At 55.6% G+C, this 23,652-nt stretch carries 22 protein-coding genes; 12 read left to right on the top strand and 10 right to left on the bottom strand.

Features of this window, described 5'->3' with window-relative positions:
• The first annotated feature begins 72 nt into the window (after positions 1 to 72).
• Positions 73 to 258, top strand: a complete 186-nt coding sequence (locus C7434_RS02310; RefSeq protein WP_133745104.1) for a hypothetical protein — start codon at positions 73 to 75, stop codon at positions 256 to 258.
• 420 nt (positions 259 to 678) lie between these two features.
• Here the strand turns inward: C7434_RS02310 and ompX are convergent, their stop codons facing one another.
• Complete coding sequence (ompX, locus tag C7434_RS02305; protein WP_033737684.1) at positions 679 to 1,191, bottom strand: outer membrane protein OmpX; 513 nt, start codon at positions 1,189 to 1,191, stop codon at positions 679 to 681.
• A 369-nt stretch (positions 1,192 to 1,560) separates the two neighbouring features.
• Between ompX and rhtA the strand changes: the two genes are divergently transcribed.
• The 5 genes from rhtA (at position 1,561) to glnQ (ending at position 5,832) form a co-directional block, all read left to right on the top strand.
• Positions 1,561 to 2,472: a threonine/homoserine exporter RhtA gene (rhtA, locus tag C7434_RS02300; RefSeq protein WP_133745103.1), complete on the top strand. Its 912-nt coding sequence runs from the start codon at positions 1,561 to 1,563 to the stop codon at positions 2,470 to 2,472.
• A gap of 321 nt (positions 2,473 to 2,793) precedes the next feature.
• The gene (gene dps, locus C7434_RS02295) at positions 2,794 to 3,297 is read left to right on the top strand and encodes a DNA starvation/stationary phase protection protein Dps (protein WP_033737686.1); all 504 of its coding nucleotides are present in this window, start codon (positions 2,794 to 2,796) and stop codon (positions 3,295 to 3,297) included.
• Positions 3,298 to 3,628: 331 nt separating this feature from the next.
• A complete protein-coding gene (gene glnH / locus C7434_RS02290; protein ID WP_033737687.1) occupies positions 3,629 to 4,375 on the top strand; it encodes a glutamine ABC transporter substrate-binding protein GlnH in 747 nt (248 codons plus the stop codon).
• 78 nt (positions 4,376 to 4,453) lie between these two features.
• Complete coding sequence (gene glnP, locus C7434_RS02285; protein ID WP_033737688.1) at positions 4,454 to 5,113, top strand: glutamine ABC transporter permease GlnP; 660 nt, start codon at positions 4,454 to 4,456, stop codon at positions 5,111 to 5,113.
• On the top strand, positions 5,110 to 5,832 hold the full coding sequence (glnQ, locus tag C7434_RS02280; RefSeq protein ID WP_039341430.1) for a glutamine ABC transporter ATP-binding protein GlnQ: 723 nt from the start codon (positions 5,110 to 5,112) through the stop codon (positions 5,830 to 5,832). Before glnP ends, glnQ begins: the two co-directional genes overlap by 4 nt.
• Positions 5,833 to 5,912: 80 nt before the next feature.
• Here the strand turns inward: glnQ and rlmF are convergent, their stop codons facing one another.
• On the bottom strand, positions 5,913 to 6,836 hold the full coding sequence (gene rlmF, locus C7434_RS02275) for a 23S rRNA (adenine(1618)-N(6))-methyltransferase RlmF (protein ID WP_054634366.1): 924 nt from the start codon (positions 6,834 to 6,836) through the stop codon (positions 5,913 to 5,915).
• 206 nt (positions 6,837 to 7,042) lie between these two features.
• Positions 7,043 to 8,149: an SDR family oxidoreductase gene (locus C7434_RS02270; RefSeq protein WP_033737689.1), complete on the bottom strand. Its 1,107-nt coding sequence runs from the start codon at positions 8,147 to 8,149 to the stop codon at positions 7,043 to 7,045.
• A 319-nt stretch (positions 8,150 to 8,468) separates the two neighbouring features.
• Between C7434_RS02270 and C7434_RS02265 the strand changes: the two genes are divergently transcribed.
• The gene (locus C7434_RS02265; protein WP_033737690.1) at positions 8,469 to 9,104 is read left to right on the top strand and encodes a flavin reductase family protein; all 636 of its coding nucleotides are present in this window, start codon (positions 8,469 to 8,471) and stop codon (positions 9,102 to 9,104) included.
• Between the two features lie 191 nt (positions 9,105 to 9,295).
• Here C7434_RS02265 and hutG read toward each other — a convergent pair whose 3' ends face one another.
• Together hutG and hutI are read right to left on the bottom strand one after the other, a co-directional pair.
• The gene (gene hutG, locus C7434_RS02260) at positions 9,296 to 10,084 is read right to left on the bottom strand and encodes an N-formylglutamate deformylase (protein ID WP_133745102.1); all 789 of its coding nucleotides are present in this window, start codon (positions 10,082 to 10,084) and stop codon (positions 9,296 to 9,298) included.
• The gene (hutI, locus tag C7434_RS02255; protein ID WP_133745101.1) at positions 10,081 to 11,298 is read right to left on the bottom strand and encodes an imidazolonepropionase; all 1,218 of its coding nucleotides are present in this window, start codon (positions 11,296 to 11,298) and stop codon (positions 10,081 to 10,083) included. The genes hutG and hutI overlap by 4 nt, the downstream gene beginning before the upstream one ends.
• Positions 11,299 to 11,382: 84 nt before the next feature.
• On the opposite strand from hutI, the gene C7434_RS02250 reads away from it, so the two are divergent.
• Both C7434_RS02250 and C7434_RS02245 read left to right on the top strand, forming a co-directional pair.
• Complete coding sequence (locus C7434_RS02250) at positions 11,383 to 12,738, top strand: formimidoylglutamate deiminase (protein WP_133745100.1); 1,356 nt, start codon at positions 11,383 to 11,385, stop codon at positions 12,736 to 12,738.
• Positions 12,735 to 13,280: a HutD family protein gene (locus tag C7434_RS02245; RefSeq protein WP_133745099.1), complete on the top strand. Its 546-nt coding sequence runs from the start codon at positions 12,735 to 12,737 to the stop codon at positions 13,278 to 13,280. Before C7434_RS02250 ends, C7434_RS02245 begins: the two co-directional genes overlap by 4 nt.
• Here C7434_RS02245 and hutC read toward each other — a convergent pair.
• Complete coding sequence (gene hutC, locus C7434_RS02240; protein WP_039341448.1) at positions 13,264 to 14,019, bottom strand: histidine utilization repressor; 756 nt, start codon at positions 14,017 to 14,019, stop codon at positions 13,264 to 13,266. The two genes, C7434_RS02245 and hutC, sit on opposite strands and share 17 nt — an antisense overlap.
• A 303-nt stretch (positions 14,020 to 14,322) precedes the next feature.
• On the opposite strand from hutC, the gene hutH reads away from it, so the two are divergent.
• From hutH to C7434_RS02225, 3 genes are all read left to right on the top strand, one after another.
• The gene (gene hutH, locus C7434_RS02235) at positions 14,323 to 15,879 is read left to right on the top strand and encodes a histidine ammonia-lyase (RefSeq protein ID WP_110267752.1); all 1,557 of its coding nucleotides are present in this window, start codon (positions 14,323 to 14,325) and stop codon (positions 15,877 to 15,879) included.
• 10 nt (positions 15,880 to 15,889) lie between these two features.
• Positions 15,890 to 17,572 carry a urocanate hydratase gene (gene hutU, locus C7434_RS02230; RefSeq protein WP_006118568.1) on the top strand — a complete coding sequence of 561 codons (1,683 nt, stop codon included), beginning with the start codon at positions 15,890 to 15,892 and terminating at the stop codon, positions 17,570 to 17,572.
• A gap of 410 nt (positions 17,573 to 17,982) precedes the next feature.
• Positions 17,983 to 19,146 (top strand): M20 aminoacylase family protein, encoded by a 1,164-nt coding sequence (locus tag C7434_RS02225; protein ID WP_033737697.1) that lies wholly within the window; start codon positions 17,983 to 17,985, stop codon positions 19,144 to 19,146.
• On the opposite strand, the gene ybiB is transcribed toward C7434_RS02225, so the two are convergent.
• The 4 genes from ybiB to C7434_RS02205 all read right to left on the bottom strand — a co-directional run bounded on the left by ybiB (position 19,143) and on the right by C7434_RS02205 (position 23,577).
• On the bottom strand, positions 19,143 to 20,111 hold the full coding sequence (gene ybiB, locus C7434_RS02220) for a DNA-binding protein YbiB (RefSeq protein ID WP_133745098.1): 969 nt from the start codon (positions 20,109 to 20,111) through the stop codon (positions 19,143 to 19,145). The genes C7434_RS02225 and ybiB overlap by 4 nt on opposite strands.
• Positions 20,112 to 20,138: 27 nt before the next feature.
• Positions 20,139 to 22,301, bottom strand: coding sequence for an ATP-dependent DNA helicase DinG (gene dinG, locus C7434_RS02215; RefSeq protein ID WP_058707633.1), 2,163 nt, complete (start codon positions 22,299 to 22,301; stop codon positions 20,139 to 20,141).
• A 197-nt stretch (positions 22,302 to 22,498) separates the two neighbouring features.
• Entirely contained in the window at positions 22,499 to 23,017 is a 519-nt protein-coding gene (locus tag C7434_RS02210) for a GNAT family N-acetyltransferase (protein WP_133745097.1), read from the bottom strand.
• The gene (locus tag C7434_RS02205) at positions 23,014 to 23,577 is read right to left on the bottom strand and encodes an XRE family transcriptional regulator (RefSeq protein ID WP_006118574.1); all 564 of its coding nucleotides are present in this window, start codon (positions 23,575 to 23,577) and stop codon (positions 23,014 to 23,016) included. The genes C7434_RS02210 and C7434_RS02205 overlap by 4 nt, the downstream gene beginning before the upstream one ends.
• Between the last annotated feature and the right edge of the window lie 75 nt (positions 23,578 to 23,652).

Below are 23,652 nucleotides of genomic sequence, written 5' to 3'. Positions count from 1 at the left end.
ATGTAAACAGAGTGATGCATTAAAGCACGATCTCTGCTTACCGTTGCGTTAAATTTTATGGGAGGTGATGCTATGAGCACTCTGAAAAGCTGTATCGACTGCAGCAAATGCTTCCAGGCCGAAAAAATAACATCAGGAAAATCCTGGTGGTGCCTGCTGACGCGCTCCCCTTTTACGCTGCGCCTCATGCTTATTGAGCGTCTGCTGGGCCAGCAGCCGGAAACGCGCTACTGCCAAAAACTGATCTGGCGCGGCTGAATCCGTTTTCACATTCAGATTCATTACCCACGCGCGGCCTGTTTTCCTTTCCTCGCCGCGCGCCTGCATTGATCCACGCTTCTGATCCGGTCACCTGTGCCCTGCGCTTAGCGCTGTTCCTGTAAAGGTAAGCGTCAAAATACAGCCGCTGTGTAAGGCGCACTTCTTTTGTTCTGTGCGGGCCTGGAAAAAAGGCTTCCTGCAAGGGAAGTCCGGGGCGCGGGTTAATGTCAGAACGTAATGCGGCGCGGAGAAGACAGATACAGGGACAGTCGCGGTGGCAAAGACAAAGACAATGACAAAGACAAAGACAAAGACAAAGACAAAGACAAAGACAAAGGCAGGTTATTAGCGCGGGTTTTTGTTACCAATAAAAACGGCCCTGAAGAGGGCCGTTTTTTTAATCTCGACTAAGCTCGCTTAGAAGCTGTAGCCTACGCCAGCAATCCAGGTACCAACGTCAACGCTACGGATGCGGCTCTGCTCATAGCCAACGTCCAGTGCAACGTTTTCCATTGGGTTGAACTGCATACCTGCGCCGTAAGAGAAACCGTAGTCGCTGGTGTCAGCTTTGTCGCGTGAAGTGGTGTCGTTAGCCTGGTATTTGCCGTAGCCAACACCAACCACACCATAGATGCTTGCCCAGTCATTCAGACGGAATGCTGGACCACCGGTGATACCGTAGTACTGGCCTTTATTGTAAATGCCGTCTTCGGTACGATCTTTCTCGGTGTAAGTGAATGAGCCGATCCAACCCAGTGGGTTAGAACCGTCTTCATAGCGATATTTCAGGTTGAAGCCGTTTGCTTTGTTAGCAACGCCCTGGTAGTCGCTCTGTGCGTAGCCACCGGTTACGGTGCTCTGTGCCATGGCGGAACCTGTTGCGACTGCTAACACACAGGCTAATGCTGAAAGACATGCAATTTTTTTCATAACCACCTCAAATGTGAAAGTACTTCTCTCCTGACAACGCTAAAAATATAACAAAAAATAGCGAGAAACTCTGCCCGCATTTTGTTGTCTAACACAGTGTTTGGTGTAACAGAAAGTTAATGGAGTTTCCTATGTCATTCATTTTTCTTATAAAAACCGTCATATCCTTGCAATAATGACCCCAAACAAATTTTCATTCTTTAAGTAAATTCCTAAAAAAACCTGACATTAATTTACTTTCCAGCCGGAAAAAATGCTTAAAAAGCAGGCAAACAGACAAAATTAAAATCAGTTTACGTCCCCTTTTTGACCAACATTTCCTTTACACTGGTCATCTTGTTAGCTCATTGATTGGGAAGTATCAACAGGATGTCAGTTTCGCCACTCAAATCGCTCACGCCAGCTTTACTCCCTGTCGTCGTGTTACTTATCTCGATGTTGTCGCTTCAGGGCGGCGCCTCACTGGCAAAAACACTTTTTCCCACCGTGGGTGCCACCGGCATCACCGCATTGCGCCTGGGCTTTGGCACCGTCATCCTTTGCCTCATCTTCAAGCCCTGGCGACTGCGTTTTCGTCCTGAACAGCGCATGCCGCTGATTATTTATGGCTTAGCATTGGGTACGATGAACTTTTTATTTTACCTGTCTATTCGGACGGTACCGCTTGGCATCGCGGTCGGGCTGGAGTTTGTTGGCCCGCTTACGCTTGCGCTGCTCGGCTCACGTCGGCCACTCGATTTTCTTTGGGTCATACTGGCGGTCATTGGGCTGTGGTTTTTACTGCCGTTCAGTACCGGTATTACCTCCGTCGATCCGATAGGTGCACTATTTGCGCTCGGTGCCGGTGTCTGTTGGGCAGTCTATATTCTGTCAGGGCAGCGCGCGGGCGCAGAGCACGGCGCGGCAACGGTCGCCATCGGCTCTCTGATCGCTTCGCTGATTTTTGTTCCCGTAGGGCTGACGTTTGCCGCAAGCGGCATCTGGCAATGGAGCGTCGTGCCGGTTGCCATTTTAGTGGCCTTTCTTTCAACGGCGCTTCCCTATTCACTGGAAATGATGGCACTGACCCGTTTACCTGCGCGCATTTTTGGTACGCTGATGAGCCTTGAGCCTGCGGTGGCGGCGCTGTCTGGCATGCTTTATCTGAATGAGAGCCTTTCTGGTGTGCAGTGTCTGGCGCTGCTGGCGATTATCCTGGCCTCGTCCGGCGCTACCCTGACCATGCGTCCCAGAAAGCGCCAGTTAAATGCAATAGAATTATCTGATAATAAAAAGACATAACAGGTTTCCGCCTGCTGAAAGGCAGGCTAAATAACAATAACTCTCATGCTGATAATTATTTCAGTTAATGTGTAATAGAAAGTTAATATTTAATACAGATAAAAATCATTCGATTGAATTTTTATTTAACCATATGTATTTAAAGTGCTTTATGAAATTTTAACTTTAACAATTTATTAACTATTTCACCCGCGTTCCCACGCACGCTAAGGTGAATGCTATTTCATCCATTGATTAAGCCAATCCTGCAAGGCGGCAAATCGCTGCTATACTTAGTTTCGTACTTGATTAGGACAACCATTGAAAGAGAGGACTGAAACAATGAGTACCGCTAAACTGGTTAAAACAAAATCTTCTGATCTACTTTATACCCGTAATGACGTGGCAGATGACGAAAAGCGCGCCACCATTGAGGTGCTCAATCGCCTGGTCGTGGAGTTCATCGATCTGTCCCTGATCACTAAGCAAGCGCACTGGAACATGCGCGGCGCGAACTTCATCGGTGTGCACGAAATGCTGGACGGTTTCCGTACCACCATCACCGATCATCAGGACACTATCGCGGAACGCGTGGTGCAACTGGGTGGTGTAGCACTGGGTACCACTCAGGTCGTCAACGATAAAACGCCACTGAAAAGCTATCCGCTGAATATCCACAGCGTACAGGATCATCTGAAAGCGCTGGCCGACCGTTATGCTGTGGTGGCTAACGATACGCGCAAAGCGATTTCTGAAGTGAAAGATGAAGATACCGCCGATATCTTTACCGCGGCTTCTCGTGACCTGGATAAATTCCTGTGGTTCATTGAGTCTAATATCGAATAACGGTCTTACAGGCTATTACCAGGCGGGGAAACCCGCCTTTTTTACGTCTGTGTTACTATAATTTATGACTTTGTTAACATTTCTGACGCTGCGCCCTTCCCGTTTTCGCCTTCTGATGCACACTACTCCTGCACCACTTTAGCGCTTCGCACCATGATGGAACACCATAATGGTGCATCGGCGCGACAGGTTGCAGAATCGTGTCAGCGATGATCTCCTGATCATTATATTTTTTACATTTTGAAAAGTTGGCATACTTTTTTCATATGATAGCCCGCAAATGATAGCTCGCAAACCCGGGCCCTGCGCCTGGTCGCAATAAGGAAAAATGATGAAATCGCTATTTAACATCTCTGTGGCCGCGTTGGCGCTGGCCTTCTCTCTCTCCACTCCAGCAGCAGAAAAGAAACTGATCGTCGCCACCGATACGGCTTTTGTCCCGTTTGAATTCAAACAAGGTGACAAATATGTCGGCTTTGACGTGGATTTATGGGATGCCATTGCGAAGGAACTGAAACTGGATTACACCCTGAAGCCAATGGACTTCAGCGGCATCATCCCTGCCCTTCAGACGCACAACGTCGATGTGGCACTGGCCGGCATTACCATTACTGACGAGCGCAAGAAAGCTATTGAGTTCTCTGACGGCTACTACAAAAGCGGTCTGCTGGTCATGGTGCGTAACAACGAGAAAGACATCAAAGGCATTGACGATCTGAACGGCAAAGTGGTGGCGGTGAAGAGCGGCACGGGTTCCGTAGATTATGCGAAGACGCACATCAAAACGAAAGATCTGCGTCAGTTCCCGAATATCGATAACGCTTACATGGAACTGGGCACCAACCGCGCTGACGCAGTGCTGCACGATACGCCCAATATTCTCTATTTCATCAACACCGCAGGTAAAGGCCGTTTCAAAGCTGTAGGTGATTCTATTGAAGCCCAGCAGTACGGCATTGCGTTCCCGAAAGGCAGTGATGAACTGCGTGAAAAAGTGAACGGCGCGCTAAAAACGCTTAAAGAGAACGGTACCTACAATCAACTCTATAAAAAGTGGTTCGGAACTGAACCGAAATAATCACTGAGTCCGTTTTTTATTTTTCAGCAGGGACCCTGTCCCTGCTTTTTTCCATCGCAACAACAGCGGAGTTTCACCATGGATTTTGACTGGAGCGTCATCTGGCCAGCCATGCCCGCGCTACTCGAAGGCGCAAAACTGACCTTAATTATTTCCATTATTGGCCTGGTCGGTGGATTGATCATCGGCCTGGTCGCGGGTTTTGCCCGCGCATACGGTGGCTGGCTGAGCAATAATATCGCCCTGGTTTTTATTGAAATCATTCGCGGTACGCCCATCGTCGTGCAGGTTATGTTCATCTATTTTGCCCTGCCTATGGCGTTCCCGGATTTACGCATCGATCCGTTCACCGCCGCGGTGGTAACCATTATGATTAACTCGGGTGCCTATATTGCGGAAATTACCCGCGGTGCGGTCCTGTCCATTAACAAAGGCTTTCGCGAGGCCGGGCTGGCTTTGGGCCTGTCAGGCCGCGAAACCCTGCGCTACGTCATCATGCCGCTGGCGCTGCGTCGTATGCTGCCCCCTCTGGGCAATCAGTGGATTGTCAGCATTAAGGACACCTCGCTGTTTATTGTGATCGGTGTGGCCGAACTGACCCGCCAGGGACAGGAAATTATTGCCGGTAACTTCCGCGCGCTGGAAATCTGGAGCGCAGTGGCCGTTATTTATCTTGTGATTACGTTGGTGTTGAGCTTTGTGCTGCGCCGTATTGAGAAAAGGGTGAAAATCCTGTGATTGAATTTAAAAACGTCTCAAAGCATTTTGGCCAAACCCAGGTGCTGCACAATATCGACCTGAAGATTAATCAGGGTGAAGTCGTCGTGATTATCGGCCCCTCCGGTTCGGGTAAATCGACGCTGCTGCGTTGCATCAACAAGCTGGAAGAGATCACCAGCGGCGAACTGATCGTCGATGGCCTGAACGTTAACGATCCCAAAGTAGACGATCGCCTTATTCGTCAGGAAGCCGGCATGGTGTTTCAGCAGTTCCACCTTTTCCCGCAGATGAGTGCGCTGGATAACGTGGCTTTTGGCCCGATTCGCGTTCGCGGTGCCAGCAAAGAAGACGCACGAAAACTGGCCCATAGCCTGCTGGCGAAAGTGGGCCTGGCCGAGCGCGCCAACCATTTCCCTTCTGAGCTTTCGGGTGGACAGCAACAGCGCGTGGCGATTGCCCGGGCACTGGCGGTGAAACCCAAAATGATGCTGTTTGATGAGCCCACCTCCGCGCTGGACCCAGAACTGCGTCACGAAGTGCTGAAAGTCATGCAGGATCTGGCTGAAGAAGGCATGACAATGGTTATCGTCACACACGAAGTGGGTTTTGCCCGGAAAGTGGCGTCGCGCCTGATTTTTATTGATAAAGGCCGCATTGCCGAAGACGGCGATCCGGACCGTCTGATCAGTGATCCGCCCAGCGAACGTCTGCGCGAATTTTTACAGCACGTTTCCTGAGTGCGAACGGGCCGGCAGGCGGCCCGTTTTTCTCTGGCGACGCCACACGATGATGCGGCGAACTGACGCAAGCGCCTGCGTTAGCGGGACAATCGCTGCGCGCGTTGGGCGGCGGACATAAAGCTCCATGCCAGGAACCGGCTCTGCTTCTGCCCCTGCGCCATATTGACCACACGTACCACCTGGGTATCCAGCGCCTTCAGCTGTTTCTCCAGCGCGGGTAAATGCTCTTTGCGCGATACCAGCGATGTAAACCAGACGACCTGCTGAGCCAGACTGGCGCTTTCAGCGATCATTTTCCCGACAAAGCCCTTTTCTCCCCCTTCGCACCACAATTCATTGTGCTGGCCGCCAAAGTTCAGCGGTGCAGCCGGTGCCAGTCCCAGGTTGCGCGTTTTACGCTGTGAACCGGCCGCCGCCTCTGCCGCAGAAGCGTGAAAAGGCGGATTGCAGATGACCGCATGGAAGTTTTCATTCTTATTCACCACGCCATTCAGCACCACGGCGGGATTTTTTTGCCGACGCAGGCGGATCAGGCGTTGCATGCCCGGGTTCGCCGCGACAATTTTTGTCGCCGTTTTTAGTGCCGCGTCATCAATATCCGTACCGGTAAAACGCCAGCCATATTCCGCCGCGCCGATCAGGGGATAAATACAGTTCGCCCCGCAGCCAATATCCAGGATGTCCGCCGGCGGGATCCTGCCCTGGTTGTCCAGTGCCAGTAAATCGGCCAGGTAGTGAAGATAGTCAGCGCGCCCCGGCACGGGCGGGCACAACGAACCAGGCGCCAGTTGCCAGTCAAGGCCGTAGAACAGTTTAAGCAGCGCCTGATTCAACAGCATGACCGCTTCAGGATCGGCAAAGTCCACCGACATGACGCCATAGCCGTTGGGCCGGACTTTTTCTGCCAGCGGCGGGTGCGCTGCCGTCAGCGCGGCAAAATCATATTCACCCTGGTGGCGGTTACGGGCATGGAAAGGGGACGGGCTGGCAGACTTTTTCATACGTTCTCTCATATTTTCAGGCGCGCGTACAATACGCTGTGGCGGGCAGAAAATAAACCGCATTCTCGGACAGAGCGGCCAGCAGGCCGACGTTGCGGACGTGCGAAATCGCGAGGGTACGGCGTCGTTGCAGGAAAGCGAGGTGAGCAAAAAAGCAAAATGCGCCCCGCCAGCAACAATGCTGGCGGGGCGTTAAGTCTGCGGGATTATTTAAAATCGACGCGCATTAAATCCTGAATCGGCATGCCCCGGGTGGTTTCAACACAGCGGTCAATATAGCTGGTGAATCCTGGCGGTGAGCTCATGCCCAGACGCAGTAATTTGTCGTTAGAGAACACTACATTCAGACGGGCGAACTCGCCGTAAAGACGCATTGCGCGCAACATCAGACGTTCGTTGCAGGGTCCGTAGATCTTTTTAAAGTTCTTACGCTCTTTAACGATTTCGCTGAAATCAACCTGCAGATAATTCGGTGCCAACGGGGCACTTTTTTCTGCACTGGCAAAAGCCGAATCAATTTCAGAGAAGGTATTACTGCTGCGCTCGCCGGCAGAGATGTGATAAACCATCTCCTCGGTGCAGCCATGATCCATCAGGAACACCAGCGATTTGGCACAGTAGTCTACCGGGATGACATCAACACGGTCATCGAGTGAGCAGAGGAATTTCTCCAGCTTCATGACCATTTTAAACACCCAGAAGATGCTGCCTGACGGTGTGCACCCTTCCTGAGAGTGGCCCACCACAATGGACGGACGCGCGATGACCAGTGGCAGATGCGGCAATTCCTGTTTGATCTTATTTTCGATATACGACTTGGAATAGGTGTAATCGACAATGTGATCTTCGCGTGAAGACAGCACCAGATCTTCTTTTACAATCTCACCGTGATCCGGGGCAGACGACATCGCCGTGCCGACGTGGACGAATTTAACAAACTCAGGCAAGGCTGCCATTCTGGCGGCCAGTTTAAACGTCCCTTCCACGTTGACGCGCCAGATATCGTTATTCTCACCAAATGACGCAATCGCTGCGCAGTTGATAACGTGGCTGATCTGATCGATGCGCGCATCATCCAGGAAAAGCTCCGGGGCCAGCAAATCGCCGACCAGAATTTGATCTGCTGTCAGGCGCGCAATCGCCTGCGCCGAACATGAAAACTTGGTTAAATTATCTTTAACCCTCTCCAGTCCCTGGTTAGCATCGCTGGCTCTGACGAGCAGCAATAACTCAACATCCTGGCGCATCAGCAATTCTGCCACGACTGCACCACCAACGAATCCAGAAGATCCTGTAACAAGAATTTTTTTCATATTCGACCACGAGAACAATTGATGAGATTGCATAATGCCTCAGTTTCGTTAAACAAATACGAAACTTTCATTAGCACAAAATGTATAAAATGATTCCGTTTAACTTTCGTTTACTTTTTAAACACATCTTTTCGCGGATTGCTCATCAAATAAATAATTAAGATTTTGATATTTATAGTTATTAATGCTGTAGTACAGAACATTCCCTCCTGTCGCTGAACCAGACTAATCTGGTTAACAATGCGCAAAAAAGCGGTGCGGCTCTGACGGTTTAACGCATGGCGGACAGGCCAGGCTAGACTCTGTTTTTATCCAGGAGATGACGATGCATAAACGCTATTCCTATCAGCCCCGCGCCGGACACGGTTTGCCTCACGATCCACTGAATGCCATCATTGGCCCACGTCCAATAGGCTGGATCAGCAGCACCAGCGCCAAAGGCGTGCGCAACCTTGCGCCCTACAGTTTTTTTAACTGTTTCAATTACCAGCCGCCCATTATTGGCTTCGCCAGCAGCGGCTGGAAAGACAGTGTGCAAAACATCGCTGAAACAAAAGAATTTGTCTGGAATCTGGCGACCCGACCGCTGGCGGAGGCCATGAATGAAAGCTCAATTTCTGCCCCAGCCGATCAGGACGAGTTTGCCCTGGCAGGCTTAACCCCTCTGGCCGCCTCGCAGGTCAAGGCCTGTCTGGTACAGGAAAGTCCGGTGAATTTTGAATGCAGGCTGACACAACTGATTCAGTTACAGGATGCCGGCGGGCGCGCCATCGACAGCTGGCTGGTGCTGGGCGAAGCCGTTGCCATCCATATTGACGAAAGCCTGCTGGAAAACGGTATTTATCAGACGGCGAAAGCGGAACCGATTTTACGCGCCGGTGGGCCCAGCGCGTATTATGGCATCAGTGAAGCACAGCGCTTTGACCTGGTGCGGCCCGATGCGCGCCGCAGCTAAGTCAGAGCAGTTCTGCCGAATGCGTTCGTAACGTTTTGACCGCACGGGCGATCTCAGGTGCCAGCCAGCGATCGTCCTGCCAGCGGGTAACGACTTCGCGCCGTTGCCGCCAGGCGCGTCGCGGACCAGTGCGCTTTACTGTGGCATTCCTGCGTCTGACAGGCGGGCGCTACGCATCACGAACGTCGCCGTCAGCCCTTGTCCTGCGCCACAAAGCTGTGTAACAGCGGCTTCAGGACTTTTTTCAGTTCTGCCGCGCGGGCTTCATGCCAGGTAAAGGGCGGTGTCTCGTCCATATAATTGATTTGCGACAGCTCCAGTTGCACCGCCTGGATCTGCCGATCGGGTTGACCGTAAGCGCGCGTAATGTAGCCGCCTTTGAAACGGCCATTGACGACCCAGCTGTAGCGATCCTGCGCGCTGCATACCGATGTCAGCCCGTCGATGACGCGTTTGCTGCAACTGGCCCCGTCATTGGTACCAATATTGAGATCCGGCAGGCGACCGTCAAACAGTCGTGGAATTTCACTGGCAATCGAATGGGCGTCAAACAGCAGCGCATAGCCAAATTCCGCTTTCATCTGCGCCAGCGTCTGCTGGATCTGCTGATGATAAGGCTGCCAGATTGTCTGAATATATCCCTGTCGCTGTGCATCCGTGGGGGCTTTGCCCGCAACAAATGTCGGCGTGCCGTCAAACAGGGTTTCCGGAAACAGGCCGGTGGTGGCGGTCGTATAAAGCGGTTGATTGTCTGAGGGACGATTGAGATCGACAACAAAGCGTGAGTAGCGGCCAATAATCAGACTGGCTCCCATATCACGCACAAAATCATAAAGTTGTGGAATGTGCCAGTCCGTATCCGGTAAGTCACGGGCGGCATCGCTGAGCCCGGCTTCAACTTCCGGTGTTAACATCGTGCCGGCATGGGGAATACTGACCAGCAGCGGGATAGTCCCTTGGGTAAAATGAAAAGGTGTCATTGTACTTCTCCGCGGTAGATAACGGTACAGGGCAGTTCACCGCCCAGCCAGTAAACCAGTTCCGCCGGGCGGGCCAGCGGCCAGTGAACAAAACTGGCCACTTTTCCCGCCTCCAGCGAACCGTGACTTGCCTCCAGCCCCAGCGCCTTTGCCCCCCACAGGGTCACGCCTGCCAGCGCTTCTTCCGGTGTCATGCCGAACAGGGTGCAGCCCATATTCAGCATCAGGCGCAGCGACAGCGCGGGCGATGTGCCGGGGTTGGCATCACTCGCCAGTGCCATGGGCACACCATAGCGTCGGAACAACGCTACCGGCGGGCGCTGCGTTTCCCGCAGCAGATAAAACGCGCCGGGCAATAACACGGCTACCGTACCCTGTTCTGCCATTGCCTGAACATCCGTTTCCGTTGCATATTCCAGATGATCGGCGGACAGCGCGCCATAACGGGCGGCCAGCGCCGCTCCGCCCAAAGAGGAAAGCTGCTCGGCATGCAGTTTCACCGGCATGCCCAGCGCCGTTGCCCGGTCAAATACCCGGGCGACCTGCTGCGGGGTAAACGCCAGATGTTCGCAGAATGCATCCACCGCATCCGCCAGGCCTTCGGCGCTGATCTGAGGTAACAGGCGGTCACAGATGATCGTGATCCAGCCATCGGGATCCTGTTTAAATTCGGGCGGAACCGCATGAGCGGCCAGGCAGGTGGCCTGCACATCCGCAGCCACCTCCTGACTGAGCTGTCGAATGGCACGCAGCATACGTAATTCACTTTCTTCATCCAGACCGTAGCCGGATTTAATCTCGACGGTGGTCACGCCCTCGGCCAGCAAGCGATTCAACCGCCAGCGGGCTGTCTCTACTAACGTTTGTTCACTGGCATCACGGGTGGCCCGAACGGTAGAAAGGATGCCGCCGCCCTGGGCCGCAATATCGGCATAGCTCACGCCGTTGAGGCGCTGCTCAAACTCCTGACTGCGATCGCCACCAAAAACCAGATGCGTGTGGCAGTCCACTAAACCCGGCGTGATGATCCCGCCCGGCAGACGATGATGTTCACGCGCCTCAAAAGCCGGCATCGCGGCGGCGGGCCCAACCCACACTAGCCTGCCCGCCTTTACTGCCAGCGCACCCTGTTGGATAAGATGATAGTGGCCGCTTTGCATGGTTACCACATCTGCCCCGCTCCACACGCTGTCTACCTGGAGTTTTTCTGCCATTCCCGCCTCACAATGCGCTTGCCGTTTACAGCAAACTTTAAAGTATGTATATGTATATACAACTACATCCTTTGAGGATCAACCATGGCAAATTTTTTTGCGCCACGCGCATGGCTGGCCGGAGGCTGGCATAAACAGGTGCGTATCAGCGTCAACGCGGCGGGCATGATTGATGCGATTACGCCCGACGGTGATGACAGGCAAGCGACACGTTTAGCCGGTAACGTGATTCCCGCTATTGCGAATTTGCATTCACATGCTTTTCAACGTGCCATGGCCGGTCTGGCTGAAGTGGCGGGCGATCCGCAGGACAGCTTCTGGACCTGGCGCGATCGGATGTATCGCATGGTGCAGCGTCTGACGCCCGGGCAGGTAGGTGATATCGCCGCCCTGCTGTATATCGATATGCTAAAAGGCGGCTATTGCCAGGTCGCAGAATTTCATTATCTGCATCACGATATTGACGGTAAACCTTATGCGGACGATGCCATGCTGCGCCAGCTTATTGCGGCGGCAGAGACGGCAGGCATAGGTCAGACGTTGCTACCGGTGCTTTACAGCTACAGCGGTTTTGGCGCTCAGCCGCCGGTGCCGGGACAAAAGCGCTTTATTCAGCAGACCGACAGCTATCTGCAACAGCAGGTACGTCTTCAGACATGGATAAAAGATAAACCCCTGCACAACGCAGGCCTCTGCTTTCACTCACTGCGCGCAGTCAGTGAAGCGCAAATGCATGCCGTGCTCAGCGCCAGCGAGACCACGTTACCCATCCATATTCACATCGCCGAGCAGGAGAAGGAGGTCAATGACAGTCTGGCCTGGAGCGGCGAGCGTCCGGTGAGCTGGCTGATGACGCGTTTCGATGTCGATGCACGCTGGTGCCTGATTCATGCAACGCATCTTGATGACAGCGAAGTGACGCGCCTTGCCGCCAGCGGAGCGGTTGCCGGGCTCTGCCCGACTACGGAAGCCAACCTCGGTGACGGTATTTTTCCCGCCGTGGACTATATCGCCCAGGGCGGACGCTGGGGCATTGGCTCCGACAGTCATGTTTCGCTCAGTGTTCAGGAGGAGTTGCGCTGGCTTGAATATGCCCAACGCCTGCGCGACCGTCGTCGCAATCGCATCACGCTGCCCGACCATCCCTCAGGCGGCGATCTGCTGTGGCAACAGGCCGCGGCGGGCGGTGCCCAGGCCTGCGGAATAAAGAGTGGGGCGCTGGCCGTCGGGCAACGCGCCGACTGGCTGGTATTACGCGATGACGCCTGGCTGGGCAGTGTGGATGAGCCTGCCCTGCTCAATCGCTGGCTGTTTGCTGGCCAGCGCGAGCAGATTCGCGACGTGTATGTGGCGGGTAACCGGGTGATCAGCGACGGCCATCATGCAGAAGAAGAAGCCTGTGCAGCCCGTTTCGCGCAGGCAATGGCAGCGTTGCGATGAGAAGCGTTTTTTCTTTAGACAGCTTACCCGTCAGTCGCTGGCGCAACGGCGGTGGCGAAACACGTGAAATTATCGGCTATCCGCCCGGGGCAAACGACTTCGCCTGGCGCGCCAGTATTGCCACCATCGCCAGCGACGGCCCCTTCTCGGCGTTTACCGGTGTCGATCGCATTATCACTCTGCTAAACGGCAGCCCTGTTCTGCTGCGTGGCGAGAACGTCGCGCATCGCCTGTTGCCGGAAAAGCCCTGGGCTTTTGCGGGGGAGCAGGCACTTGAGGCTCAGTTGCAGGGTAAAGCGCCCAGTCAGGATTTTAACATCATGACACGACGAGGCGAATGGCGGGCACAGGCTGACGTCGTCACCGACGCCGTCAGCAGCGAGCACGGTGTGGCATGGGTGCTGGCAGGAGAATGGCGCATCGTGAACGATGCGCCATTAGCGGAGCAGCAGGGCGTCTGGTGGGTCGATCATCCCACCCGACTGCAGCCGGACAGCCAGGATGCGAGGTTACTGTTTATTCGTCTTACCCGTGCCCTTTAAAGCGCCCCAGCAGCTTGTAACGCGAGCCGGGATAGAGTAAACGCGCATAGGTCACAATCTTGTTATCGCTCCAGGTCTGGCGACGGATGAGCAGACAAGGTTCGTGCTCATCAATCGCCAGATATTTACGCTGTCGCGCATCCGGCATCACCGCCTCAACGATATGTTCACCTGCCGTCAACGGTGCCGCGCGCATCAGGTACGTATAAGGCGTGAGCGTGTGGTAATCCTGGGCCAGGTAATCCGGGGCCAGTTGTGGATTCACCAGCCGATCTTCCAGTTGCACCGGCATGTCATTTTCATAATGCACAATCAGAGAATGAAACAGCGTTTGTCCGGTTGTCAGGCCCAGAACGGAAGCCTGTTCCGGATCGGCTTTATTCTGACCAATGGTGAGAATTTTGCAGCTGTGCTGATGACCCCGCTGCGCAATTTCATCCGCGATGTTGTGCACCTCAAGCATGGCTGTGTAGCCTTTCATCTCCGCGACAAACGTACCAACCCCTTGCATACGTACCAGAAATCCTTCGCTGGTTAATTCCCGCAATGCCCGGTTAATCGTCATACGACTTACGCCAAGCTCATTCACCAGCTCGCTTTCTGAAGGCACCCGTTGGTTAGCTTTCCAGTGGCCTTCACGAATCTGGCTGATGATCGCCTGTTTGACCCGTTGATAGATGGGTGCGGGTTCGTCACTCATGGCCGCTGCCAGTTGTGCAATTGCCGTGTGCTCGGCCATATCGTATTCCTTAAGCTGATAATGCCCAAAGTTTACTGCCTGACGGGCTGGATGTATATACATTCCAGCCCGAGATCGGCACGTAAACCGTGCACCTGTTGCCTTACAGCGGTGCAGGAAACCCGCCTGTTACCCACGTTAGCCCTCTGTTAATGCCTGATCAATTTTGTGATCGGTCTGGCATGCCGATTGCAACTTGTATAGACAAGAATAGACAGTTATGTTTCACTCGCGTTATTCCGCTATTCGGGTCAACAGAACGGCCAGCGAATAAGCCAACCCTTGTATAGACAGGAGCAAAGTATGTCAGGTTCGTCTCAGGGATTACGTCTGGTGCCAGGCAAGGTCGATCTCGCGATGTTGCGCGCAATATATCAAGGCAACGTCACACTCAGCCTTGATGACGGCGCTCGCCGCGCCATCACTGAAGCGCAACAAACCGTTGAAGCGATTGTGGCCTCCGGTAGCGTGGTGTACGGCATCAATACCGGTTTCGGTAAACTGGCGCAGACTCAAATCCCCGCCAGCCGTCTTGCCGATCTGCAGCGAAACCTGGTGCTGTCTCACAGCGTCGGCCTGGGGGAACTTCTGCCCGATAACGTGACGCGCCTGGTGGTCGCCAGCAAAATCATCAGCCTTTCCCGTGGTCATTCTGGCGTGCGGATTGAACTGGTGGAGGCGTTGCTGGCCCTGTTCAATGCGGGCGTGATGCCGTGCATTCCCGCCAAAGGATCGGTGGGAGCCTCCGGCGATCTGGCCCCACTGGCGCACATGTCGCTGATGCTGCTGGGTGAAGGTGAAGTACGGGTCAACGGTGAACGCATTCCGGCGACGGAAGGTCTGGCAAAAGTGGGCCTGACGCCGTTTGTGCTGGGTCCCAAAGAAGGGCTGGCCTTACTCAACGGTACCCAGGTATCGACTGCGCTGGCACTGCGCGGCCTGTTCGAAGCGGAAAATCTGTTTGCCGCAGGCTTAATGGCGGGCGCGCTGTCGCTGGAAGCGATTAAAGGCTCATTAAAACCGTTCGACGCGCGTATTCATCAGGCGCGTGGCCAGCATGGCCAGATTGCCGTGGCGGCCGCCGTCACCGCCCTGATTGAAGGCAGCGAGATCCTGGGTTCTCATACCCATTGTGGGCGCGTGCAGGATCCCTACTCTGTCCGCTGCGTCCCCCAGGTCATGGGAGCGTGCCTGGATAACCTCAGCCATGCCGCCCGCATCCTGCAGATTGAAGCCAACGCCGCGTCCGATAACCCGCTGGTGTTCACCGAAACCGGTGATGTGATCTCCGGTGGCAACTTCCATGCTGAACCCGTGGCTTTTGCCGCAGACATTATTGCCCTGGCCGTCGCCGAAGTGGGTGCCATTTCTGAACGTCGACTGGCCCTGCTGCTGGATACCGGTTTGTCCGGTCTGCCCCCTTTCCTGGTCCGCGACGGCGGCGTGAACTCCGGTTTTATGATTGCTCAGGTCACCGCGGCGGCGCTCGCCTCCGAAAATAAATCGCTGGCGCATCCCGGCAGCGTCGACAGTTTGCCTACCTCGGCTAACCAGGAAGATCACGTGTCGATGGCCACCTATGCCGCCCGCCGACTGGGCGACATGTGCTTTAACAGCGCGGCGGTAGTCGGCATTGAAGCCATGGCAGCGGCCCAGGGCATTGAGTTTCATCGTCCCCTGCAAAGTTCTGCACTGATAGAACAGGCCATTGGCACGATCCGCGAACGCGTCGCCTTCCTTGAGGAAGACCGCCTGCTGGCACCGGACATCGAAGCGATGCGCCAGTGGGCAAGCCGCTGCGACTGGCCGCAGGCACTCACCGCATTGTTACCCAGCATGGGCACCCATTCAGTTGAATAAGGAATCCGTCATGAGCGAAACCCTGGCAAAAGTGGTAGCACGCGAGATTCGTGCGCCGCGTGGAAATACACTGCACTGCGCAAACTGGTTGATTGAAGCGGCCTACCGCATGATTCAGAACAACCTCGATCCCGATGTGGCAGAGCGCCCGGAGGATTTGGTGGTCTATGGCGGGATTGGTAAAGCCGCGCGTAACTGGGCATGCTTTGAGCAAATTTTACGTTCGCTACAGGTGCTGCAACCCGACGAAACCCTGCTGATCCAGTCGGGCAAGCCGGTTGGCGTGTTTCGCACCCATGCGGATGCGCCACGCGTACTGCTGGCTAATTCCAATCTGGTGCCGCACTGGGCCAACTGGGATCACTTCCATGAACTCGATAAGGCCGGGCTGATGATGTACGGCCAGATGACCGCCGGTTCCTGGATTTACATCGGTGCGCAGGGGATTGTACAGGGCACCTACGAGACGTTTGTCGAGGCCGGACGTCAGCATTACAACAATGATTTAAGTGGACGCTGGATCCTGACGGCCGGATTAGGCGGCATGGGCGGTGCCCAACCGCTGGCCGGCGTGCTGGCCGGGGCCTGCGTGCTGGCCATTGAATGTCAGGAATCGCGTATCGATTTCCGTTTACGCACCCGCTATGTCGATCACAAAGCCACCTCGCTGGATGAAGCCCTGACGTTAATCCACGCGGCCACGCAGGCGAAAAAGGCAATCTCCGTGGGTCTGTTAGGCAACGCGGCAGAAATCCTGCCGGAGCTGGTGAAACGCGCCAAAGCCGGTGGGCCGAAGCCGGACATCGTGACCGATCAAACCTCGGCGCACGATCCCGTCAACGGCTATCTGCCGATTGACTGGGATGTGTCGCGCTGGGAGCAGGAACGTAAGGCGAATCCTAAAGCCGTAGAAAAAGCCGCCCGCGCCTCCATGGCGGTGCATGTGCAGGCGATGCTCGACTTTTGTCACATGGGCATCCCTACTGTGGATTATGGCAACAATATCCGCCAGGTCGCGCTGGATGAAGGTGTCAGCAACGCGTTTGATTTCCCCGGTTTTGTGCCCGCCTATATCCGTCCCCTGTTTTGCGAGGGCAAAGGACCGTTTCGCTGGGTGGCCCTGTCTGGCGATCCGGAGGATATCTATAAAACGGACGCTAAACTCAAAGCGCTCTTCCCTGAACATAAAACGCTGCATCGCTGGCTGGATATGGCGCAGGAACGCATCGCTTTCCAGGGGTTACCGGCACGTATCTGCTGGCTGGGGCTGGGCGAACGCCATCTTGCGGCGCTGGCCTTTAATGACATGGTGCGCACCGGCGAGTTGAAAGCGCCGATAGTCATTGGCCGCGATCATCTCGACTGCGGTTCCGTCGCTTCGCCCAACCGTGAAACCGAAGCGATGAAAGACGGTTCGGACGCGGTCTCTGACTGGCCATTACTGAACGCCCTGCTTAACACGGCGGGCGGTGCGACCTGGGTCAGTCTGCACCACGGCGGCGGTGTGGGCATGGGCTTCTCTCAGCACGCCGGCGTGGTGATTGTGTGTGACGGCAGTGAAGCGGCAGATGCGCGTCTGGGCCGCGTGCTGTGGAACGATCCCGCCACTGGCGTGATGCGCCATGCCGATGCCGGCTATGAACTGGCGCAGACCTGTGCCCAAAAGCACGGACTGAACTTACCGATGCAATAACGGTATCAAAACGCGCGGTTCCGGCGAGCACCATGCCGGAACCGCACAGCCCCAGCCTGCTGTCACATCGAGCCACGTCAGACGGTAATGAACCTAGGACAATCCGGATGATACGCCCATAAACCGTGTTGAACCCACGGCGTCATCGAATGCCAGAGTACGATGGATCTTACCGGGAGCCTGTGCCGTGCCCCTGCTGGCCGATCCGTCCTGCGAAGACAGCCTTATCGGTATTGGCTTTCTGTGCGTGAAACGAGAACCGGCATAAACGACTGCATTTTTGTACACTTGCTTATTACTTATTCCATTTTGATTTAGCCTGTCATCCCATTTCGCCTTTTCGGTAATAGACGTACCGCTGTCAGATCTCTAAAGTGAAGCTTCCTGAATGATATGGAGCGCGATACTGCATGACTCTTTCCCCTGCCCTGCTTGACGAAGCGCTGCGCTGGCGCCATCAGTTTCATCGCGAACCTGAACTGGGTTATCAGGAACATCAGACCAGCGATAAGGTCGCTCAGGAGCTGGAACTTGCAGGCCTGCAGGTGTTTCGCGGTCTGGCTGGCACCGGCGTGGTGGGCACGCTGGAAAATGGCGCCGGACCGGTTATCGGCCTGCGCGCGGATATGGATGCGCTGCCGATCAACGAGAAAGGTGATGCGGCCTGGCGCTCTGCCAGGCCCGGCGTGATGCATGCCTGCGGCCATGATGGTCACACGGCAATTTTGCTGGCGGCAGCAAAACATCTGGCGGCTACGCGTCGCTTCAGCGGCACTGTGCATTTCATTTTTCAGCCGGCGGAAGAGAATCTGGGCGGTGCACGCAAAATGGTTGAAGAGGGCTTATTTACGCGCTTCCCGATGGATGCCGTTTACGCGATGCATAACTGGCCGGGCTTACCGCTGGGATCGCTGGCCGTCAATCCCGGCGCAATGATGGCCTCGCTGGACGCCTTTGAAATCACCCTGAGCGGTAAGAGTTGCCATGCGGCCATGCCGGAGAGCGGTGCCGATCCGATGGTGGTCGCCGCCGAACTGATCCTGGCGCTGCAAACTATTCCCTCACGTCGCCTGTCGCCGCTGTCATCTGCGGTTGTCAGCGTCACCCAGATTCAGGGCGGTGAGGCGATTAACGTGATTCCGGAACAGATTGTTCTGCGCGGAACGGTGCGCTGTCTGCAGGACGACGTGCGCAAACGGGTTCATGCCCTTGTTGATGATTTTGTGACGACGCTGCCGAAACCTTTTGGCGTGTGTGGGGCCATTCACTGGCTGCCCGGCTATCCGGTAACGGCGAATCATGCTGGCCCGGCTCAGCAGGTGCATGACGTTGCCGTTAGTACCTTCGGCGAAGGCCAGGTGCGCTGGCAGGTGAATCCGTCCATGGCCTCGGAAGACTTTGCCTGTATGCTGGAAGCCTGCCCTGGCGCCTACTTCTGGCTGGGTGCCGATGGCGCAACGCCCTCCGCACCGCTGCACAATGCCCATTATGACTTCAACGATGCGCTGATTCCGACCGGAATCCAGTTCTGGCAGAACCTGGTGGAACAGGCTCTGCCACAGACGCGCGCTTAAAAACCCGCTGCCGCAAGCCTGTCCAGACCGGCCTGCAGCGTCGCCGCCTCACCGCTGGCACGCAGGCAGCAGGCAATCTGCAGACGCAGCGAGGCGGGCAGTGGACGTTGCTGATTCAGCACCTCCTGCGTCCAGCGCGCGGTCTCCTCTGCCGATTTGTCCGCGGGAAGCGCTACACTGATTTCCGGCTGCCTCTCCACCCAGACCTCGGCCTGCTGTCCAGCACCGCCCACATAGCTGATGGACGGGCAGCGCTGCGGATTGGCGTAAACCTCGCCCTCTGTACCATTCAGCAAAATAGCCGGGGCATCGATATCATTAAAAAACGTTGCCACCCGCGGCACATATTCCGGATGCGAGACGCTCGACAGGCGTAGCGCCTCGCGTTCGCCAAACGGGGTGGCCAGTTTTGCCAGCGTATGGGCGCTGTTGCGGACGCCCATGCGCCAGCGCAGCGACAGCTGTTTTGCCATTGCCGGACAGAGGTGATCGATGGTGATAAACACCAGTTCGCCCTTGTCGAGCAACGTCTGTGCCTGCTCTGCAGTGGTGACCGGCATGATGCCCAGCGCCGCAAACACCGCTTCGCTGGTGATGCGCGTCGCATCGTCGCTGACGCCGTGAACCAGCACCGGCAAACCCAGCCGGTTCAGCGCCAGCGCCAGCAGGGGCGTCAGATTGCCCTGACGACGCGCACCGTTATAGCTGGGAATGACCACGGGCATCGGACGGCCTGCGGGTGCCTGCAGGCGCAGCATACGCGCCTGCATCGCCTGATAAAATCCGCGCATCTCCGCCTCGCCCTCGCCCTTGATACGCAGGGCAATTAAAATACTGCCCATTTCAAGATCCGGTACGCTGCCGTCCAGCATAGCGCCGTAAAGTGCAACGGCACTGTCGAAATCAATATCACGTGCATGGTTCTTACCACGCCCGACTTCTTTGATAATTTTATTCAGTTCCATCACTCGTTTCCGTTCAGTGGTACCGACTTAACGCCGCGTCGCACGCGGTTTGCGCGCGCCAGGTTTGGATCGGGCCTTCAGGGCTTCAGGCTCAGGCGTCACCGGTTGTTCAATGGCGAACACGGGCAACGCGGCTAACAGCCGGGCACCGTAAGCTTTGCTCAGCAGACGGCGATCGTAAATCACGATTTCGCCATAGCACTGGTGGCTGCGAATTAAGCGCCCGACCTGCTGAATTAACGTAAAGGAGGCGCTGGGCAGGCTTTGCACTTCAAACGGATAGCGTTTGAGACTTTTTAGCCACTCTCCCTCGGTTAAAATTACCGGACTGTCTATGGGCGGGAAAGCGATTTTATGAATGTGCACCTGGCTGAGCAGCTCGCCTTTTAAATCCAGCCCCTCGGCAAAGGACTGCAAACCAATCAGAATGCTGGTTTCGCCCTGTTCTATCCGCTTACGGTGCAGGGCGATCAGCCGGCTACGCGGTTGATCGCCCTGCACCAGCATCATCAGGCGCAACTCGGGCAACGCCTCGACAAATTGCTGCATGGCCCGACCGCTGGCAAAGAGGACCAGAATGCCTTTGTGTTTATCGGTCTGCATTTGCTGGCGAAAAAAGGCCGCCATCTCGGCGATATGGGCTGCTTCATTCGCCATCAGCGGCTCGTAGCGCATCTGCGGGATAACGAGCTTACCCTGGTCGACGTGGCTGAACGGCGAGTCCAGCGCCACGAAGCGGTCCCCGGCCTTTTCATTCAGCCCGGACATCTCCTGCAGGCGGGTAAAACTGTTTAATGAGCGCAGCGTCGCAGAGGTCACCACCACATGCGGGATCTTTCGCCACAGCATTTTTTCCAGTTGATCGCAGACGCGAATGCCTGCGCAGTGAAACAAGAGATGTGCCTGCCCCTCACGCAGCTCGCGGGTAATCCATTTGGAGACGGGTGCGCCAGAGGCTTTCTCCATCGCGGCCAGCCGCCACAGTTTGCTGACCGATTCAAACCAGCCAAAGTGGCGGTTAAGCTGCAATAAATTGCGATGCAGACGGACCAGATCAACGCTGCCGGTTTGTTCACTCAGCGCGTTGATCAGTCCCTCTGCCAGCCCGCGCAGCGCATCGCTCAGCTTAAACAGACGCGCGCACAGCGCCAGCACATCCTCCGGCAACGCGCCCAGTACAAAGCGAAACTCGCCGGGCTGATTATGCGCGGGTAACAGCGGGCTTAATGCATCGCTTATCACGGTCAGTAACTCGCGCAGTTCATCACAGTGCGCTTTCAGGCGTTCTGAACTGGCCAGCGGAGGCGGCGATTTGGGCCGCATCTGGCTCATTATCGCCTCGACCAGTTTGACAAACAGATCGAGCTGCAGGCTGGTCCAGCCCGGCGTAATATCCGCGCTCATCTCCAGCGCATCCCGCGCCACGTCGGGCAGATGGTGGCCTTCATCCACCACCAGCATCAGGTTTTTGGCGGGCGGCAATACCGATTCATTTTCCATTGCCGCCATCACCAGCGCGTGGTTGGCGACCACTACATCGACCTGCTCGATTTCACGTCGCGCGATAAAAAACGGACACTCCCGATACCAGCGGCAATGCACGCCCAGACAACTGGCTTTATCCGTCGACAGGCGCTGCCACAGGCTGTCGCTGACGTTTTCATCGCTGTGATCGCGCAGGCCATCCCACTGATGGCGATCGAGTGACTTTTGCAGCCGTCCGCACAGGATCTGCTCGTCTTTGGTGCTGCTGACCGCGTCATCATCCAGGTAGAACAGCAAATCAGCCTGCTGATGATCATCCGCCACCAGCGCAGCCAGGTTACGCGGGCAGACGTAACGTCCCCGCCCAAAGGCCGCTGTAAAGGTTAAATCCGGAATGATTTTTTTCAGCAACGGCAAGTCTTTGCTGAAGATTTGATCCTGCAAGGCCACGTTGGCCGTGCTGATCACCAGCCGTTTCTCTTCGGCACGGCTGACGGCGATACCGGGGATCAGATAAGAAAGGGTTTTGCCCACGCCCGTAGGCGCTTCCACGGCCAGGTGACGACCGTCATCACCCGACAGGCATTTTGCCACCTCAGCAATCATCTGACGCTGAGCCGGGCGAGGAATAAAATCGGGCACCTGTTGCTGCAGCGCTTTGTACCACTGTGCTATCTGGCTTTTTATTGCTGCTGTCAGGGCCATGTTCAGATTACCGTGTTACTCATTGGCCTGTATTTTTACACAGTATTGCGGTGTCGTCAGCTTTCAGGTCTGTTTTTTCGTGCCCGCTTCAGAAACGGGCGGCGAGGCGAGCGGGCTGAGCACCGGACAAACCGCGCGGCGCAGTGCATGTTTGATTGCCGATCCCGTTAACCCGGCGCACTCTCGCAGCACATCCGCTACGTCAGCAGTTTAAACATCACCGTGGTCGCGTCCATCTCACCGTGAATGGATTCCGCATAGAGAGGAATAAATCCGGCCACCTGCCAGTTCAGCGCCAGGTAAAGCTCGCTGGCGACATCGCCACGCCGCGTGTCCAGCACCAGTAAGCGTTTCCCCTGCTGGCGTGCCCGCTGCTCTGCCAGCTGCATTAACTGGCGTGCAATGCCCTGCCGCCGCGCGCGGGGATGCACTAATAATTTACTGATCTCGGCCCGGTGTCGGCCATTCGGCATTGCGCTCGCGTTCAGCATAACCGTCGCGACAACCGTGCCATGCTGACAGGCGACCAGCAGCTCACTTTGGCCCTGTTCCAGTCCGGCAAGCTGACGTTGCCAGAACTGATGAATGGCCGCCCGGTCATCGGGATCGATAAACCCGACACTGGCCCCGTCGGCGACACAGGCCTGTAAAACCTCGACCAGCTCGCTTAACGCCTGGTGCGCCGCACCGGCGCTGAGTGATTCATAGAGTGTCATGGTTTACATACCACCAGCAGGTAACGCGCACCTTCAGTCAGATGCGCCTGAAAGCCGGATGCGCCCGTAAGATGGAAACGCAGGCTGTCGCCCGGACCGAGTGTCCAGCTCTGCGCGCCCATCGTTACCGTCAGTTGCCCTTGTCGCAGCCAGATATGCTGCTCCATGCCCTGCACGGGCGGCGCATTATAATCAATACGGGCACCCGGTCGCAGCGTTCCCTCAATAAGCTCACATCGGAAGGTGGCCGCAGGCGGCGATACGTTACGGCGAATAAAACCGCTGGCTTCGTCCTGCCAGACCGGTTGGCGATCGCGCGGAATCAGCAGATCGTTACCTTCTTCAACTTCGCTCAACAGGCGTGACATTGTTAAACTGTAAGCGACGCATAAGCGGTTCAGGAGAGCAGCCGTTGGACTGGTTTCAGCGCGCTCAATACGCGATAATGTTGCCCGGCTAATGCCTGTTGCGGTGGATAACTCATCCAGTGACCAGCCCTGTTTTATGCGCAGTTCTGCCAGGCGAGCCGCGAGGCGTTGTTCAGTATTATCAGCAGCCATTTTTATCTCTATTATGAAATTTAATTCTCATAAACGAGATAGGACACCATTTAAGCGCAGCCGTCAAGTTGTACA

Source organism: Pantoea sp. PNA 14-12 (assembly GCF_004364735.1).
In the GTDB taxonomy this organism is placed as follows: Bacteria; Pseudomonadota; Gammaproteobacteria; order Enterobacterales; family Enterobacteriaceae; genus Pantoea; species Pantoea stewartii.
This window is presented reverse-complemented; position numbering and strand designations above follow the sequence as displayed.